The sequence below is a fragment of the Nocardia rosealba genome (assembly GCF_020216065.1).
GTDB lineage: Bacteria > Actinomycetota > Actinomycetes > Mycobacteriales > Mycobacteriaceae > Nocardia > Nocardia rosealba.
This window is the reverse complement of sequence record NZ_JAIWNA010000003.1, coordinates 14,882-29,421: the sequence shown is the minus strand read 5'-3', so window position 1 is coordinate 29,421 and position 14,540 is coordinate 14,882. Positions and strand designations below refer to the sequence as shown.

At 68.1% G+C, this 14,540-nt stretch carries 18 protein-coding genes; 3 read left to right on the top strand and 15 right to left on the bottom strand.

Annotation, left to right across the window (positions count from 1 at the left end):
• Nucleotide 1 precedes the first annotated feature (1 nt).
• From LDL21_RS13655 to rpsB, 5 genes are all read right to left on the bottom strand, one after another.
• Complete coding sequence (locus LDL21_RS13655) at nt 2-847, bottom strand: phosphatidate cytidylyltransferase (RefSeq protein WP_225280801.1); 846 nt, start codon at nt 845-847, stop codon at nt 2-4.
• Nucleotides 848-1,023: 176 nt separating this feature from the next.
• Nucleotides 1,024-1,581: a ribosome recycling factor gene (gene frr, locus LDL21_RS13650; RefSeq protein ID WP_181696824.1), complete on the bottom strand. Its 558-nt coding sequence runs from the start codon at nt 1,579-1,581 to the stop codon at nt 1,024-1,026.
• A 49-nt stretch (nt 1,582-1,630) separates the two neighbouring features.
• Entirely contained in the window at nt 1,631-2,359 is a 729-nt protein-coding gene (gene pyrH, locus LDL21_RS13645) for a UMP kinase (protein ID WP_067636525.1), read from the bottom strand.
• 219 nt (nt 2,360-2,578) lie between these two features.
• Entirely contained in the window at nt 2,579-3,403 is an 825-nt protein-coding gene (gene tsf / locus LDL21_RS13640; protein ID WP_181696823.1) for a translation elongation factor Ts, read from the bottom strand.
• 253 nt (nt 3,404-3,656) lie between these two features.
• Nucleotides 3,657-4,538, bottom strand: coding sequence for a 30S ribosomal protein S2 (rpsB, locus tag LDL21_RS13635; protein WP_067496258.1), 882 nt, complete (start codon nt 4,536-4,538; stop codon nt 3,657-3,659).
• An 887-nt stretch (nt 4,539-5,425) separates the two neighbouring features.
• Between rpsB and LDL21_RS13630 the strand changes: the two genes are divergently transcribed.
• The 3 genes from LDL21_RS13630 to LDL21_RS13620 are packed head-to-tail and all read left to right on the top strand — an operon-like array spanning nt 5,426 to nt 6,744.
• Entirely contained in the window at nt 5,426-5,623 is a 198-nt protein-coding gene (locus tag LDL21_RS13630; RefSeq protein ID WP_225280374.1) for a hypothetical protein, read from the top strand.
• An 11-nt stretch (nt 5,624-5,634) separates the two neighbouring features.
• Complete coding sequence (locus LDL21_RS13625) at nt 5,635-6,171, top strand: M23 family metallopeptidase (protein ID WP_225280373.1); 537 nt, start codon at nt 5,635-5,637, stop codon at nt 6,169-6,171.
• Between the two features lie 42 nt (nt 6,172-6,213).
• Nucleotides 6,214-6,744, top strand: coding sequence for a DUF1990 domain-containing protein (locus LDL21_RS13620; RefSeq protein ID WP_372462189.1), 531 nt, complete (start codon nt 6,214-6,216; stop codon nt 6,742-6,744).
• Between the two features lie 18 nt (nt 6,745-6,762).
• Here the strand turns inward: LDL21_RS13620 and LDL21_RS13615 are convergent, their stop codons facing one another.
• The 10 genes from LDL21_RS13615 to lepB form a co-directional block, all read right to left on the bottom strand.
• Nucleotides 6,763-7,131, bottom strand: a complete 369-nt coding sequence (locus LDL21_RS13615; protein ID WP_225280371.1) for a GatB/YqeY domain-containing protein — start codon at nt 7,129-7,131, stop codon at nt 6,763-6,765.
• A gap of 77 nt (nt 7,132-7,208) precedes the next feature.
• Nucleotides 7,209-7,520: a DUF202 domain-containing protein gene (locus LDL21_RS13610; protein ID WP_225280370.1), complete on the bottom strand. Its 312-nt coding sequence runs from the start codon at nt 7,518-7,520 to the stop codon at nt 7,209-7,211.
• Nucleotides 7,517-7,882, bottom strand: a complete 366-nt coding sequence (locus tag LDL21_RS13605) for a YidH family protein (protein ID WP_225280369.1) — start codon at nt 7,880-7,882, stop codon at nt 7,517-7,519. The genes LDL21_RS13610 and LDL21_RS13605 overlap by 4 nt, the downstream gene beginning before the upstream one ends.
• 262 nt (nt 7,883-8,144) lie before the next feature.
• Complete coding sequence (locus LDL21_RS13600) at nt 8,145-9,068, bottom strand: tyrosine recombinase XerC (RefSeq protein ID WP_225280368.1); 924 nt, start codon at nt 9,066-9,068, stop codon at nt 8,145-8,147.
• Between the two features lie 427 nt (nt 9,069-9,495).
• Entirely contained in the window at nt 9,496-10,662 is a 1,167-nt protein-coding gene (gene dprA / locus LDL21_RS13595) for a DNA-processing protein DprA (RefSeq protein WP_225280367.1), read from the bottom strand.
• On the bottom strand, nt 10,659-12,167 hold the full coding sequence (locus LDL21_RS13590) for a YifB family Mg chelatase-like AAA ATPase (protein WP_225280366.1): 1,509 nt from the start codon (nt 12,165-12,167) through the stop codon (nt 10,659-10,661). The genes dprA and LDL21_RS13590 overlap by 4 nt, the downstream gene beginning before the upstream one ends.
• A complete protein-coding gene (locus LDL21_RS13585) occupies nt 12,167-12,523 on the bottom strand; it encodes a YraN family protein (protein WP_067496228.1) in 357 nt (118 codons plus the stop codon). Before LDL21_RS13585 ends, LDL21_RS13590 begins: the two co-directional genes overlap by 1 nt.
• A gap of 96 nt (nt 12,524-12,619) precedes the next feature.
• Nucleotides 12,620-12,925 (bottom strand): DUF2469 domain-containing protein, encoded by a 306-nt coding sequence (locus LDL21_RS13580; RefSeq protein WP_011210678.1) that lies wholly within the window; start codon nt 12,923-12,925, stop codon nt 12,620-12,622.
• A gap of 46 nt (nt 12,926-12,971) precedes the next feature.
• Complete coding sequence (locus LDL21_RS13575) at nt 12,972-13,676, bottom strand: ribonuclease HII (protein WP_225280365.1); 705 nt, start codon at nt 13,674-13,676, stop codon at nt 12,972-12,974.
• Nucleotides 13,677-13,695: 19 nt separating this feature from the next.
• Entirely contained in the window at nt 13,696-14,460 is a 765-nt protein-coding gene (gene lepB / locus LDL21_RS13570; RefSeq protein WP_370465683.1) for a signal peptidase I, read from the bottom strand.
• Nucleotides 14,461-14,540: the final 80 nt, after the last annotated feature.

Below are 14,540 nucleotides of genomic sequence, written 5' to 3'. Positions count from 1 at the left end.
CTCAGACCAACGCGCTGAGTACCAGCCACGACACGAACGCCGAGGGCAGCATCGAGTCGAGCCGGTCCATGATCCCGCCGTGTCCGGGCAGCAGCGTGCCCATGTCCTTGATACCGAGTTCACGCTTGATCTGCGATTCGATCAGGTCGCCGAGGGTCGCCACGACCACCAGGCCGACACCGAGCACCACACCGATCATCGAGTTGGCCTCGAGCAGCAGCGTGACGGTGAGCAGACCACCGATCACGCTGAACACCAATGAACCGCAGAACCCTTCCCACGACTTCTTCGGGCTGATCGCGGGCACCATCGGATGCCTGCCGAACAGCACGCCTGCGACGTAACCGCCGACATCGGAGCAGACGACGAGGATCATGAACGTGAGCACCCGCAGGTTGCCGTCGGGTTCGAGCAGCAGCAGCGTCGAGAACGCCGCGAGCAGCGGGATCCAGGACAGCGTGAAGATCGCGATCGCGGTGTCGCGCAGGAAGTTCCGTGGCGCGGTGCTCAGGCCGTGATCGAACAGGCGCCAGACCATGCAGGTCAACGCCGTCGCGGCGAACGCGCCGAGCACCCCGCTCGCGCCCCACGGCCAGCCGAGCCAGAACACCGCCTGGCCGCCGACGAGCAACGGGATGCGCGGCACCAGGACGTCGGCTTCGCGCAGCCGCTTGGTGACCTCCCACATGGCCACGCCGACACCGACACCGGCGACGCCGATGAACACCTTCGGAACGAACAACAGGATCGCGATCAGCGACAACCCGAGGCCCAAGCCGACCGCCAGCGCCGCGGGCAGGTTGCGACCCGCCCGCGAGGCCGGAGCCTGCGGCTGTTCCTGCGGCACGGCCGCGCCGGGTTCGTCCCCTGCCGCGGCCGCGCCGGTCGGCTCGACCGTGTCCGGCGGCGATTCCGGTTCCGGTGCCGCACCTGTGGCGGCGGCGTCTTCGGCCACGATTGTCCCGTCGCTCAACTCGTCGTTCCGTTCATCCCCCGCACGAGCGGGACTGGCGAGATCTGCGCTCAGACCTCGAGCAGTTCGGCTTCCTTGTGCTTGACCAGCTCGTCGATCTGGCCCACGTACTTGGCGGTGGTCTTGTCGAGCTCCTTCTCGGCGCGCCCGACCTCGTCCTCGCCCGCTTCACCATCCTTCTGGATCCGGCCCAGTTCTTCCATCGCCTTGCGACGGACGTTGCGGATCGAGACCTTGGCGTCCTCACCCTTGCCCTTGGCCATCTTCACCATCTCGCGGCGCCGCTCCTCGGTGAGCTGCGGGATCGTGATGCGCAGGATGTCACCGTTGTTGGTGGGGTTCACGCCGAGATCGGAGTTGCGGATGGCGTTCTCGATCGGACCGAGCTGGCTCTGCTCGTACGGCTTGATCACCACCATGCGCGGCTCGGGCACGGAGATGCTGGACATCTGGGTGATCGGCGTCGGCGTGCCGTAGTAGTCGACCAGGACCCGGGTGAACATGCCCGGGTTGGCGCGCCCGGTGCGGATGCTGCCCAGATCGTCCTTCGCTACCGAGACGGCCTTCTCCATTTTCTCCTCGGCATCGAAGAGCGCTTCATCAATCACGACCGGTTCCTCCACAGCGTCGTCATCGTCATCGTCCGCGAGTGCGGGGTCAGGACCGAACCAAGGTGCCGATGGGTTCACCGGCGACCGCACGAGCAATATTGCCCTTGATCAACAGATTGAACACCAGCATCGGCATCTGGTTGTCCATGCAAAGGCTGAAAGCGGTGGCATCGGCCACCTTCAGACCCTTCTCGATCACTTCCTTGTGGGTGATCTCGGTGAACATGCTGGCGTTGTCGTCCACGCGCGGGTCGGCGTCGAACACGCCGTCGACGGCCTTGGCCATCAGCACCACGTCGGCGCCGATCTCGAGCGCACGCTGGGCCGCGGTCGTGTCGGTGGAGAAGTAGGGCATGCCCATGCCCGCACCGAAGATCACCACGCGACCCTTCTCCAGGTGACGCTTGGCGCGCAGCGGGAGGTACGGCTCGGCGACCTGGCCCATCGTGATGGCGGTCTGCACGCGCGTATCCACCCCCTGCTGCTGCAGAAAGTCTTGTAGCGCAAGGCTGTTCATCACGGTGCCGAGCATGCCCATGTAGTCGGAGCGGGCGCGTTCCATGCCGCGCTCCTCGAGCTCGGCGCCGCGGAAGAAGTTGCCGCCGCCGATCACCACGGCCACCTGGACGCCTGTCTCGACGATCTCGGCGATCTGCTCGGCCACGGTCTGCACGACATCGGGATCGAGCCCGACACCACCGCCACCGAACATCTCCCCACCCAGCTTCAGCAGCACCCGGCGATATCCAGGGCGGTCGTTACCCGGGTCGGTCATGGGTGTTCGTCTCCTTCGGCGAGGTGAGATCGGTTCGAACTGCGGGCGCGCGGAGCAGGCCGCACAGCAAGGCAGAGCGGCATCCATCCTGCCTTATCCGGTTACCGCCACCACACAAGACCCCCTCGCGCGCGGCCCGCGCCGGGTCGGTCCGCGCGTCGGCGGCGCACGGCAAAACGCCCCCGATGCTGAGCGCATCGGGGGCGTCGGTCGGCCTGATCAGGCCTGGCCGACCTCGAAGCGCGCGAAACGCTTCACGGTCACGCCGGCGTCCTCCAGAAGAGCCTTGACGGTCTTCTTGGAGTCGGTGACGGCGGCCTGCTCGAGCAGGACGACATCCTTGAAGAAGCCGTTGACGCGGCCTTCGACGATCTTCGGCAGTGCGGCGTCGGGCTTGCCCTCTTCGCGCGCGGTCTGCTCGGCGATGCGGCGCTCGTTCTCGACGGTCTCGGCGGGCACCTCGTCGCGGGTGAGGTACTTGGCCTTGAGCGCGGCGACCTGCATGCCCGCGGCACGAGCGGCCTCGGCGGCGGCGTCGCCGGAACCCTCGTACTCGACCAGCACGCCGACGGCGGGCGGCAGGTCCGAAGCACGCTTGTGCAGGTAGGTGGCGACCGGGCCGTCGAAGGACACGACGCGACGCAGTTCCAGCTTCTCGCCGATCTTGGCGGCCAGCGCCTGCACGGCCTCGTCGACGGTGCTGTTGTCCAGCTTCAGCGCCTTGAGGGCGTCCAGATCGGCCGGCTTGGCAGCGGCGGCCGCGGTGACGATCGCGTCGGCCAGCTCCTGGAACTCGGCGTTCTTGGCGACGAAGTCGGTCTCGGAGTTGATCTCGATCATGACGCCGTCCTTGGCGATGACCAGACCCTCGGCGGTGGCGCGCTCGGCACGCTTGCCGACATCCTTGGCGCCCTTGATGCGCAGGACCTCGACGGCCTTGTCGAAGTCGCCGTCGGACTCGGCCAGCGCGTTCTTGCAGTCCATCATGCCGGAGCCGGTGAGCTCCCGGAGCCGCTTCACATCAGCAGCGGTGTAGTTCGCCATCGGGGGCGAGCCTCCTGTGTCTATGGCGGCTGGCGCCGCGGGTTTCTCGGCCCTGGGGGCCTCGATCTTCCCTCCCGGCGGGCGCTCCTTCGTCGCACCCTCTGGTCAGTCCAGATCGAGGCGGCCGAGAAACCAGAGCAGAACTGATGTCTCGGCCGGGCCAGGCAGTTGTTCGTTCGGTATTTACGCCACCTTGCCGACCTCGTCTGAATTCAGACGGGTCGGCAAGGTGAACAGTGTGCTACCGATCAGCTCAGAAGTCGGCCGGAGTGTGCTGGGCCGGGTCGGCCTTCACCTCGGCAGCGGCTTCGGCCGGGGTCTCGGCGGCCGGGGCCTCGGCGGCGGGGGCTTCAGCGGCCGGGGTCGCCTGAGCCAGCAGCTCCTGCTCCCACTCGGCGAGGGGCTCGCCGGCACCGGCTTCGGGCTTGGAATCGCCGGAAGCGCGGCCCGCGCGGGCCTGCACGCCCTCGGCCACCGCGGAGGCGACGACCTTGGTGAGCAGAGCGGCGGAACGGATCGCGTCGTCGTTACCCGGGATCGGGTAGTCGACCAGGTCGGGATCGCAGTTGGTGTCCAGGATCGCGATGACCGGGATGTTCAGCTTGCGAGCCTCGCCGACGGCGATGTGCTCCTTGTTGGTGTCGACGACCCAGATGGCCGAGGGCACCTTGGCCATGTCGCGGATACCACCGAGGGTGCGATCCAGCTTGGTCATCTCACGCGTGAGCATGAGGATTTCCTTCTTGGTGCGACCCTCGAAGCCACCGGTCTGCTCCATGGCCTCGAGCTCCTTCAGGCGCTGCAGGCGCTTGTGGACGGTCGAGAAGTTGGTGAGCATGCCACCCAGCCAGCGCTGGTTGACGTAGGGCATACCGACGCGAGTCGCCTCGGCCGCGATCGACTCCTGGGCCTGCTTCTTGGTGCCGACGAAGAGAACGGTGCCACCGTGGGCGACGGTCTCCTTGACGAACTCGTAGGCCTTGTCGATGTAGGTCAGCGTCTGCTGCAGGTCGATGATGTAGATGCCGTTGCGGTCGGTGAAGATGAACCGCTTCATCTTCGGGTTCCACCGACGAGTCTGGTGCCCGAAGTGCGCGCCGCTGTCGAGCAGCTGCTTCATAGTTACGACAGCCATAGCTCCCGTACCCTCTTTCGTTGCCGGTTGACGCAGCCGATCGGCGATCGACTGCCCTGGCGCCACCGAAACCACCGGACCCGATCGACGTGATCGGGACCAGCCGGCGATTTCACTGTTCATCCGCTGGAGAACTCGCGCTGACATGCCCTCGCGGACCGTCTGCGTTGCGAGCGACGACCGGATGGACGAGCACGGGTGGCGCGCGAAGTCGGTCCGTGCCGTGCACACGTGTTGCTGCTGAGCACAAACCGCTCGTTCAGTCTACGCGGCGACAGGCCAGGGCCGAAATCGCCCCCGCTCGCCGACCGGGGATTTCCGTGGTGAAGTGCGCGATATCCACATGTGCCGGAGTTGTCCACAATCGGGAAATCGTTGTCCCGCTCAGGGATTGTGCGGTCGACAGTTGTGCCATGAACACATTGACGCGTGTCCTGATCACCACCTTTCCCCTCCTCTGCGCGGTGGGTGTAGCGGCGCCGGCGGCCGGTCATCCCGCCCCGGTGTGTGCCGTCCTCGCGCAGCCACCGGGTGACGGAGAGGTCGTTTCCCCACCGTCTCGGGCGGCGGCACCGGGATCTGTACCGCCTGCGCCGCCACCGCCTGGTGAGAAAGCCGCACCTGGGCCCGTCGTTGTGATCGTGGTGCCGGGGCCGCTCGCGCCACGACCTACCGGGGTCGGCGCTGCCGGCAGCCCGTGCGCCACCGCGGGCACTGAGGGAGGCGTTGATGCCGGGATTCCGGCGGGGTGTGGCGGTGTCGAAGGTCCGGTCGACGGCAGTGAGCGGGTGCCGGTGCGGCGGCCCGGTTCCTGTGGCAAGGCACCGATTCTGCGGCCCGGCCAGATGCCGAAGGGGGCACTGGTTCCAGCACCGGTTCCAGTTCGGGTGACCGTGCACGACCTCGGGTCTGCGGCGCCTGCCCAGCAGCGGGCTCGGCCGGAGAAGGATCGTGGTTCCGCGCCGGAGCTCGAGATTCGGGTGCGCGGCGGAAGCGGTTCGGCGGCGGACCTGCCTGCCGCGTTGCGCGAACTCGTGCGCGTGCTGGTGCCACAGCGCGTGCCTGCGCCACGCCCCCATCGCTGAGGCGCTCGACGATGGCGAGCCGGGTTCGTCCGTACGCCTGGATTTCGGGTGCTGTCCTCGTGCTGACGGTGGTCGCGGGTGGGGCGGCGCCGGTCGGGGCGGTGGAAACCGGACCGTTCGGCTGGCCGCTGCGTCCACGACCGACGGTGGAACGGCGGTTCGACAAGCCGGAGCGCAATTGGTTGCCGGGCCATCGCGGGGTCGACCTGGCAGGCGCCGAAGGTCAATCGGTTCTCGCGGCGGGCGATGGGATCGTCGTCTTCGCGGGCACGGTCGCCGGGAAACCTGTGGTGTCGATCGACCACGAGGGCGGCCTCCGCACCACATATGAGCCGGTGCAGGCGCAGGTAGAAGTGGGAGCCCGGATAGGTCGCGGCACCCCGATCGGCACCCTGGTCGCCGGACACGAGGGCTGCCCGGCACCGGCCTGCCTGCACTGGGGTGTCCGCCGCGAATCCAGCATCCACAGCCGTCGCGAATACATCGACCCGTTGGGTCTCCTGCACGAAGTCCCGGTACGCCTCAAACCGCTGAGCCCGGCACTGTGACCTCGACGACCCGGCACGGAGCCGCAGGGAATACCGGCCACAATCGATACTGTGCCCGCAGAATCAACGCCCTTCACCTATCCCGACGTCGGCGCGACCCGCGCGACGACGCTTCCTGCCGGTTACCACCGGTTCCGGCTCCGGCGACCTATAGGGCGCGGTCGCGAACTGTTCGATCGGGCCGGGACGCACATCCTCGCCTTCGGGATGCAGAAGGGAGTCGGCATCTTTCAGCGCGCCGATTCCGAAAACGCCAGGGAGGGAACCGAATTGACGGTTCGTCTCGGCGCCGGGCCGCTCGGCATCAATGCGCCGTGCCGGGTGGTTTATGTGCTCGACGAACCGAACCGCCGCGGGTTCGCCTACGGCACGTTGCCGGGGCATCCCGAACGGGGCGAGGAGTTGTTCGCGGTCGAATACGACCCGGCCGACGACACGGTGTACGGACTGGTCACCGCGTTTTCGACACCCGCCGCGTGGTACACCCGCCTGGGCGGGCCGGTCGCGCGACTGCTGCAACACTGGTTCGCCCACCGCTACCTTCGAACATTGCCGAGCAATACCGGAAGCTGACCCACACGGGGCCGGTCGTCAGAGGAAGGCGCTCAGCACGTCGGCCTCCGCGGTGACCTGGTCGCGCTGGTCCACAGCACCGAGGCGGTCGTATTCCCCTGCGGTGATGCGTCTTTCGTTGATCTCGTGGCGGACGATCTCGACGATGTCGTCCTCGGTGAGTTCCCGGCGGCGGACTTCGGCGGCGCCGAGGCCGACGGCACTGTCTTCCAGCGCACCGGCTTTCGCGTCGCCGACGTCGACCGCCTCGGCATTGTCGATCGCGGCCAGGGCTGATCGCAGCGCCGAGACCGCGCTGCGATCCCTGGCTTTCATCGCGGGCTTCAGCGCGGTGCGCAGGCGATCCCGCAACGCGGTGAGGGGCTGGTCCGGTGATCCTGCGGTCATGAGAGTCGACTGTAATTGCCTGCTCGGTACCCGTCGATCGAGTTCCGGTGCCCGACGTTACGGTTCTTCGATCGGAGTCATGATGCGTATCGGCTGCCGAGCAGAACCTCGGCTACGGCGATGAGGACGACCAGCGTGACCACGAGGGTGGTGATCGACACCAGCCGATGCCCGCCCGCCGAGCGGCCCCGACCGAGGGTCCGACCGCGATACCAGCCCAGACCGGCGAGCAGTACGGCCGCGGCGGCGGCGGCGCAGGGAAGAACGATCCACATGCCGTCTTCGGTGGTCGCCTCGTGCGCGAAAAGCAGTGCACAGGCAGCAGCTCCCAGGGCGGTGCGCCGCCATGCGAGCGCGGTGCGTTCCATGGCAAGGGTCGGCGCGGTCACGAAAGTACGACCGCCACACAGGCGAGTACGGCGATCACTGCGACGCCGACCGACAGCACCGGCACCAGCACCGTGCCCGGCAACGGCCCACCTGCCAGCATCGCGCGATTCACCCGACGCCAGTGCCGATACGCGCCCACCGCGACGGCCAGTGACATCACCAGACAGGCCAGCGTGATCACACCGGCGAACCCCGCCAATCGCGGTGGCTGAACAAGGGTGTGCACCGCGACGCCGCCGGCGAGCAGGCCGAGTGCGGTCCTGATCCACGCCAGAAAAGTCCGCTCGTTGGCGAGCGTGAACCGATAGTCGACCTCACCCTCCCCGTCCTCGGATTCGGCCCCGACCTCGGGCAATGTCATCCCATCACCTCCGCCACCCATCATGCGCCCCCGACAGCCCATCCCCGATCAACCTCATACAACCGCCGCGTCGACCCACAACTCGCCGACGAGGATCGATCCACGCTGTCACCTCTACAGCCTCTCGTATTCGACGAGCTGACCCAGCGGGTCGAGGTGTACCTGGTCGCGGCAACGGCCGATCTGGCTGAGTCGGCAACCGACAGACCAAGCATCGGGTCGAATATGGTCGTTCACCGCGGTTGTGGCGTCGGCGTGACGATCATGCGCGGGGATGAGCTTGGTCGTGGACTCGTTTGAGGCGTTCGACGGAGACGTGGGTGTAGAGCTGGGTGGTTGCCATGCTGGCGTGGCCGAGGAGTTCCTGGACCACGCGAAGGTCGGCGCCTCCTTCGAGCAGGTGGGTGGCGGCAGTGTGGCGCAGGCCGTGGGGGCCCATGTCGGGGGCACCGGGGATGGCGGCGACAACGTCGTGGACGACGGTCCGCGCCTGGCGTTGGTCGAGGCGGCGGCCACGCTGGCCGAGGAACAGCGCTCGACCGGAACGCTCGTTGGCCAGGGCGGGGCGGCCGGCACGCAGCCAGGCGACGAGGGCTGCCTCGGCCGGGGCGCCGAAGGGCACCGAGCGCTCCTTGTTGCCTTTGCCGAGTACCCGGACGAGTTGGCGTTCACGGTCGATGTCGTCGAGGTCGAGGCCGCACAGTTCGCTCACCCGGATGCCGGTGGCATACAGCAGCTCCACGATCAGCCGGTCACGCAAGGCCATCGGGTCCTGCTGTGCCGCACCGGATTCCGCCGCACCCATCGCCTGTGCCGCCTGCTCACGGCCGAGCACCGCAGGCAGCACACGGTGCGCCTTGGGGGCCTGCAACCGCAGCCCCGGATCGATATCCAGCCGTCCTGTCTCGGTCAGCCACGCGGTGAAAGTCCGTGCCGCCGAAGCCCTACGCGACAGTGTCGTCCGCGCGGCCCCACCCGCCGCCAGCTCGGCCAGCCACGACCGCAACACTCCCAGATCGAGCTCCCGCAACGCCGCATCCGCCGACCGCGCGTACAGATGCTCGAGCAGAGACCGCACATCCCCCACATAAGCCCGCACCGTATGCGCCGACCGATTCCGTCCCAGCCGCAGATGACGCCCGAACTCCCCGAGCAAAGCAGTCAAATCCTCGGGCAACACATCCATCCCCCCACCGTCGCCCCTCCCCCTGCATCACGCAACCCACCACGCCGCACACCCGGCACCCTCACACACCACCCACACCGCTGGGTCGACGAGTGGCAGCGGCGGCGACCCGAGCGATCACACCGCCGACGGGCACCGCCACCTCGGACACGTCGCTCTCGCGCTTTCACATTCCGCCCACGCCCACACGTCGGCCAGGCACCGCCGCTATCCCGATAAGAGGATCGGCGCCTGGGACGCTGCGGTCACCTGGCCGACGAGGCGGCAGTATCGCCATCGCCCTCACGCCCAACGCCGACACCAGCTCCCACCCATCCAGGCAAAAGACCTGCAACTCTCCCGCTCCAGGGCGACACCACAAAGCCCACCTGTTCCGGCGGGCAGTGATGTTCGCTCGTCGTCGCGGACCGCGAGCTCGACGAGCCGGTCAGCCCGGGCGACGGGTGCGGAACCACCCCTCGGAATCGCAGCCGACCAGGTCGGCCAGTTCCAGGCTGGGGAGGACGGCTCGTACGGTGGCCAGGTCGAGACCGCACTGGCCGGCCAGGTCGCGGGGTTGACGGGAGCCGATGGTGGGGAGGGCGGCGTAGACCTCGGCTTCGGCGCCGCGCAGGTGGTGGGCGGGGTCGGTGGGCGCGCCTTCGCCGACGGGGAGGCGCAGGGGCCCCGCTTCCTCGATGACGTCTTCGGCGCGAGTGACGAGCAAGGCTTCACCTTCGCGGATCATGCGGTGACATCCCACCGATGACGCGGACCCGACCGGCCCGGGAACCGCCATCGCCGGGCGACCTAGGCGACGAGCCCATTTCACGGTATTCCTTGCACCGCTGCGCAATCCGGCTTCCACCACCAGTACGCCGTCTCCCAGTGTGGCGATGAGCCGGTTGCGGGCCAGGAACTGATGTTTCTGGGCGGCGACGCCGGGTGGGTATTCGCTGACGACCAGACCGCTGTCTGCGATGGCGGCGAGCAGCCGGTCGTGCTGTGCGGGGTAGGGGCGGTCGACGCCGCAGGCCAGGACGGCGACCGTCGGCCCGCCGACGGCGAGTGCGGCCCGGTGGGCGGCCGCGTCGATGCCGAAGGCCGCACCGGACACGATGGTCCAGCCGCGGCCGGCGAGGTCACAGGCGATCTCACTGGCCACCTGCATCCCGTACCCGCTGCTGCATCGGGAACCGACCACTGCCACAGCGCGTTCCGATGCGGTTCGCAGCGACAGCGGTCCGCGCGCCCACAGCACGAGCGGTACGGCCGCTTCGCGGTCACGGTCGGTGTCGAGCTGGTCGAGGCCGAGCATGCGCCAGCCGGGCCACTCATCGTCATCGGGCGTGATGACCCGGCCGCCGATCCGCTGTATCGTCTCGAGATCCTTGGCAGCCGAGTCCATTTCACGCCGCGCGGCGGTGGGCCCGCGCAATGCGGCAGGCAACTCGTGTTCGCGGACCGCCCGCGCCGCCTCGCAGACCCCCACCGAGGCGATCAGCGCCGACAACGGCGCACACGGACCCTGCACCACCCGAGACAGATACACCCACGCGAGCCTGCGCTCATCGACATCGAGGTCGACGGTGCCGACCGCTTGTACCCCCGTCATTGCCCACCCCGCTGACGGAAGTTCAACGACGCCAGCACATCCTGCACGCTCGGCAGCTCCCCACCGCGCAGATCGCAGACCGTCCAGGCCACGCGCACCGCCCGGTCGGCACCGCGCGCCGACATCCGCCCCAACCGCAGCGCGGTCTCGATCGGCGCGATCGCCTCGGCGGGCAACCGGAACCGTTGACGCAGAATATGCCCCGGCACTTCGGCATTGGTCGCCCAACCGTCCGCACTCCATCGCTCCGCGGCGCGGGCCCGCGCCGCGGCGACCCGGGCCGCGACAACAGCACTGGTCTCGGTCTGCTGGTCACCGAAGGCGGCCCCCGCCTGACCACGCATCTGCACCCAGATATCGATGCGATCGAGCAGCGGACCCGACAGCTTGCCGAGGTACCGGCGACGAGCGAGGGGCGCGCAGATGCAGTCGACATCACGGGCGGGCGCACACGGACAGGGATTCGCCGCCAGCACCAGCTGGAACCGCGCCGGATAGCGAGCCACACCGTCACGCCGCGCGATCCGCACCTCGCCCTCTTCCAACGGAGTACGCAGCGCCTCCAGCACTTTGGTGCCGATCTCGGCGCACTCGTCGAGAAACAGCACTCCCCGATGCGCCCGGCTGACCGCACCGGGCCGGGCCATGCCGGAACCACCGCCGATCATGGCGGTTACCGATGTCGAGTGATGGGGCGCGACGAACGGCGCGAGCGTCATCAACGGTTGTTCGGCCGTCAACGAGCCCGCCATCGAATGAATCGCCGTCACCTCGAGCAACTCGGCCTCCGACAGCGGCGGCAGCAACCCCGGAAGACGTTGTGCCAGCATAGTTTTCCCGATTCCCGGTGGTCCGGTGAGCAGCAGGTGGTGGCCACCCGCCGCAGCGACCTCCAGCGCCCAGCGCGCCTCATCTTGGCCGACCACATCGCTGAGGTCCCCACACGGCACCTGGACGCCGGGCACCACACCGTCGGGTTCCAGCAGCGTCCCTTCACCGCGCAACCAGGCGACCACAGCGCGCAGACTCGTCGCACCGAGCACCTCGACGCCCTCGACCAGTCCGGCTTCGGCCACCGCCTCGGCGGGCACCACGACAGTCGGGCAGCCCGCATTGCGTGCCGCGATCACCGCGGGCAGCACACCGCGGACCCGGCGTACCCGCCCGTCGAGGGCGAGCTCGCCCAGCAGCACGGTTTTCACGAGCTTGTCCCCCGGCACCGCACCGGAGGCGTCCAGCACCGACACGGCGAGCGCCAGATCGTAGACCGAGCCGACCTTCGGCAGAGTCGCGGGCGACAGTGCCAGAATCACCCGCCCGTCGGGCCATTTCTCCCCCGTATTGGCCACGGCGGAGCGCACCCGGTTGCGTGACTCCTGCAGGGCCGTGTCGGGCAGCCCGACAAGATTCACCGACGGCAGTCCCTGGCCGATATCGGCCTCGATCTCCACCAGCTGGCCGTCGACACCGGTCACCGCGACCGACAGCGCACGTCCGAGGGCCATCAGAACGCCCCTGTCAGGTGGTCGATCACCGGTTTGCGTCCACGCGGGACGAGCACAGACACCACATCGAACCTGATGCGCCGCCACGGCCCGTCCTGCTCGGCGAGCCACAACAACGCCAAGCGCCTGATCCGCTGCTGTTTACCGAAGGTGACCGACTCGGCCGGGCTGCCGAAGCCGAGGCCGGACCGTGTCTTCACTTCCACGAACGCCGTCACCGACGGGTCCTGGACGATCAGGTCCAGCTCCCCGTACCGGCACCGCCAGTTGCGGGCGACGATCTGCATCCCGGCCTCGCACAGATACTGCGCGGCCAGCTTCTCCCCGTATGCGCCGAGCGCCTGTTTGTCCGTCACGGGTGCAAGCGTGATCCCGGCGCGAAGCTACGCCGGGATCACGACCTGCGGAAACACAAAACCTGTGGACAACTCGTCCCCTGGGGACAACTCCCCTTATTCGGGCAAACGGAGGTCGGGCTTCTCCAGCTCTTCGATGTTGACGTCCTTGAACGTGATCACCCGAACGTGCTTGACGAAGCGGGCGGGACGGTACATGTCCCACACCCAGGCATCGCTCATCCGCACTTCGAAGTAGACCTCGCCGTCGGCGTTCTGTGGCCGCAGCTCGACGGAATTGGCCAGGTAGAAGCGCCGTTCTGTCTCCACCACGTACGAGAACTGGCCGACGATGTCCTTGTACTCGCGGTACAACGACAGTTCCATCTCGGTTTCGTACTTCTCGAGGTCCTCAGCACTCATCGGGTGGGACATCCTCCTGCTAGCAGCGCCGCGTTCATTGATCACATCATCGCGCATGAGCCGCGCGGGTAGCCACCCGGCTACCGTCCGGCACCTCGAGTTCGCGCACATTCCGCCAAGATCGGCGGTGTTCGGTGCTCGGTCCGAGCTCGCGCAGGGCCGCGGTGTGCTCGGGGGTGTTGTAGCCCTTGTGCGCGGCGAAACCGTAGCCGGGCAGCTCGGCGTCGAGCTCGACCATCATGCGGTCCCTGGTGACCTTGGCAAGGATGCTGGCCGCCGCGATGCACGCCGCGGACGCGTCGCCACCGATCACGGGCAGCGAGGGCGCGGGCAGACCGGGGACCTTGAATCCGTCGGTCAGGATGTAGCCGGGGGTGCGGCCGAGATGGGCGACCGCACGACGCATCCCCTCGATATTGGCGACGTGGATGCCGATGGCATCGATCTCCCAGGCGGGGACCACCACGACACTCCAGGCCAGCGCCAGGCGCTTGACCACCGGGAACAGCTCCTCACGGGCCGCCTCGGTGAGTTTCTTGGAGTCGTCGAGCCCGGCCAGCTTGTCGTAGGCCTTGGGCGCGAGCAGGCACGCGGCGACCACCAGCGGTCCCGCGCAGGGCCCGCGCCCGGCCTCGTCGACACCGGCCACCGGGCCGAGGCCACCGCGGATGAGCGCCGCCTCGAGCGTGCGTAGGCCACCCGCCCGGCGCATCACCACCCGCGGCGGCCAGCTGGTCCGATCCTGCCCCACAGTTCGATTGTCCCCGTGTCTAGTTGTCCTGCGGATTCTGCGAGCTCACCGGGCCCATCCGGCCGGGCGGCCAGATCTTGAACACGGTCTTGCCACGCACGTTGTCGACCGGGACGGTGCCCTGCAGATCATCGCTCACATGAGCGCGCGAATCGGCCGACTCGTTGCGGTTGTCACCCATCACCCACAGATGCCCCTCGGGCACCTTCACCGGCCCGAACATCCGCCCGGCCGGGTACACGGCATTGGGACGGTCGGTGAACCAGGGGTAGTCCTTCTTGATGTAGGGCTCGTCGAGCGGTTTCCCGTCGACCATCACCCGGCCCTGCGGGTCGCAGCACTGCACGGTCTGCCCGCCGACGGCGATCACACGCTTGACGAGATCGTTCTCGTCGGGCGGAACCAGGCCGAAGTACGACAGGAAATTCTGCACACCGCGGATGGCCGCGTTGTCGGAGCGGATGGACTTGTAGTGCCCGTTCCACGATTCGGGGCCGACGAACACCACCACATCGCCCGGACCCGGCTCGGAACCGTAGTAGCTGATCTTCTGCACGTAGATGCGGTCGCCGATCTGGAGCGTGTCCTCCATCGACTGCGACGGGATCACGTAGGGCCGCCCGACGAAAGTGACCATCAGGGCGGCGATCACCGCCGCGATCACGACCAGTATCGGCAGTTCCTGCCAGAACGGCCGTTGCTTCTTGTCGTCGGCCTTTTTCCTGCGCCGCTTGCCCTCGTCGCCCGAATCGGACACCGACACCGACCCACTTTCGTCTGCCACGCCGAACAGAGTAGCCCGGCGCCCCCCCGCGTCGGCGGGGGCGCGGCGGCGGGGAAAATAATGTGGGCCGCCAGTAGGGC

Coding starts and splice junctions, on each gene's coding strand:
- pyrH (WP_067636525.1), bottom strand. CDS start 2,359: ATGACCGACCCGGGTAACGACCGCCCTGGATATCGCCGGGTGCTGCTG.
- tsf (WP_181696823.1), bottom strand. CDS start 3,403: ATGGCGAACTACACCGCTGCTGATGTGAAGCGGCTCCGGGAGCTCACC.
- rpsB (WP_067496258.1), bottom strand. CDS start 4,538: ATGGCTGTCGTAACTATGAAGCAGCTGCTCGACAGCGGCGCGCACTTC.
- LDL21_RS13625 (WP_225280373.1), top strand. CDS start 5,635: ATGGCGAGCCGGGTTCGTCCGTACGCCTGGATTTCGGGTGCTGTCCTC.
- LDL21_RS13615 (WP_225280371.1), bottom strand. CDS start 7,131: ATGACCGCAGGATCACCGGACCAGCCCCTCACCGCGTTGCGGGATCGC.
- LDL21_RS13605 (WP_225280369.1), bottom strand. CDS start 7,882: ATGACATTGCCCGAGGTCGGGGCCGAATCCGAGGACGGGGAGGGTGAG.
- LDL21_RS13600 (WP_225280368.1), bottom strand. CDS start 9,068: ATGGATGTGTTGCCCGAGGATTTGACTGCTTTGCTCGGGGAGTTCGGG.
- dprA (WP_225280367.1), bottom strand. CDS start 10,662: ATGACGGGGGTACAAGCGGTCGGCACCGTCGACCTCGATGTCGATGAG.
- LDL21_RS13590 (WP_225280366.1), bottom strand. CDS start 12,167: ATGGCCCTCGGACGTGCGCTGTCGGTCGCGGTGACCGGTGTCGACGGC.
- LDL21_RS13580 (WP_011210678.1), bottom strand. CDS start 12,925: ATGAGTGCTGAGGACCTCGAGAAGTACGAAACCGAGATGGAACTGTCG.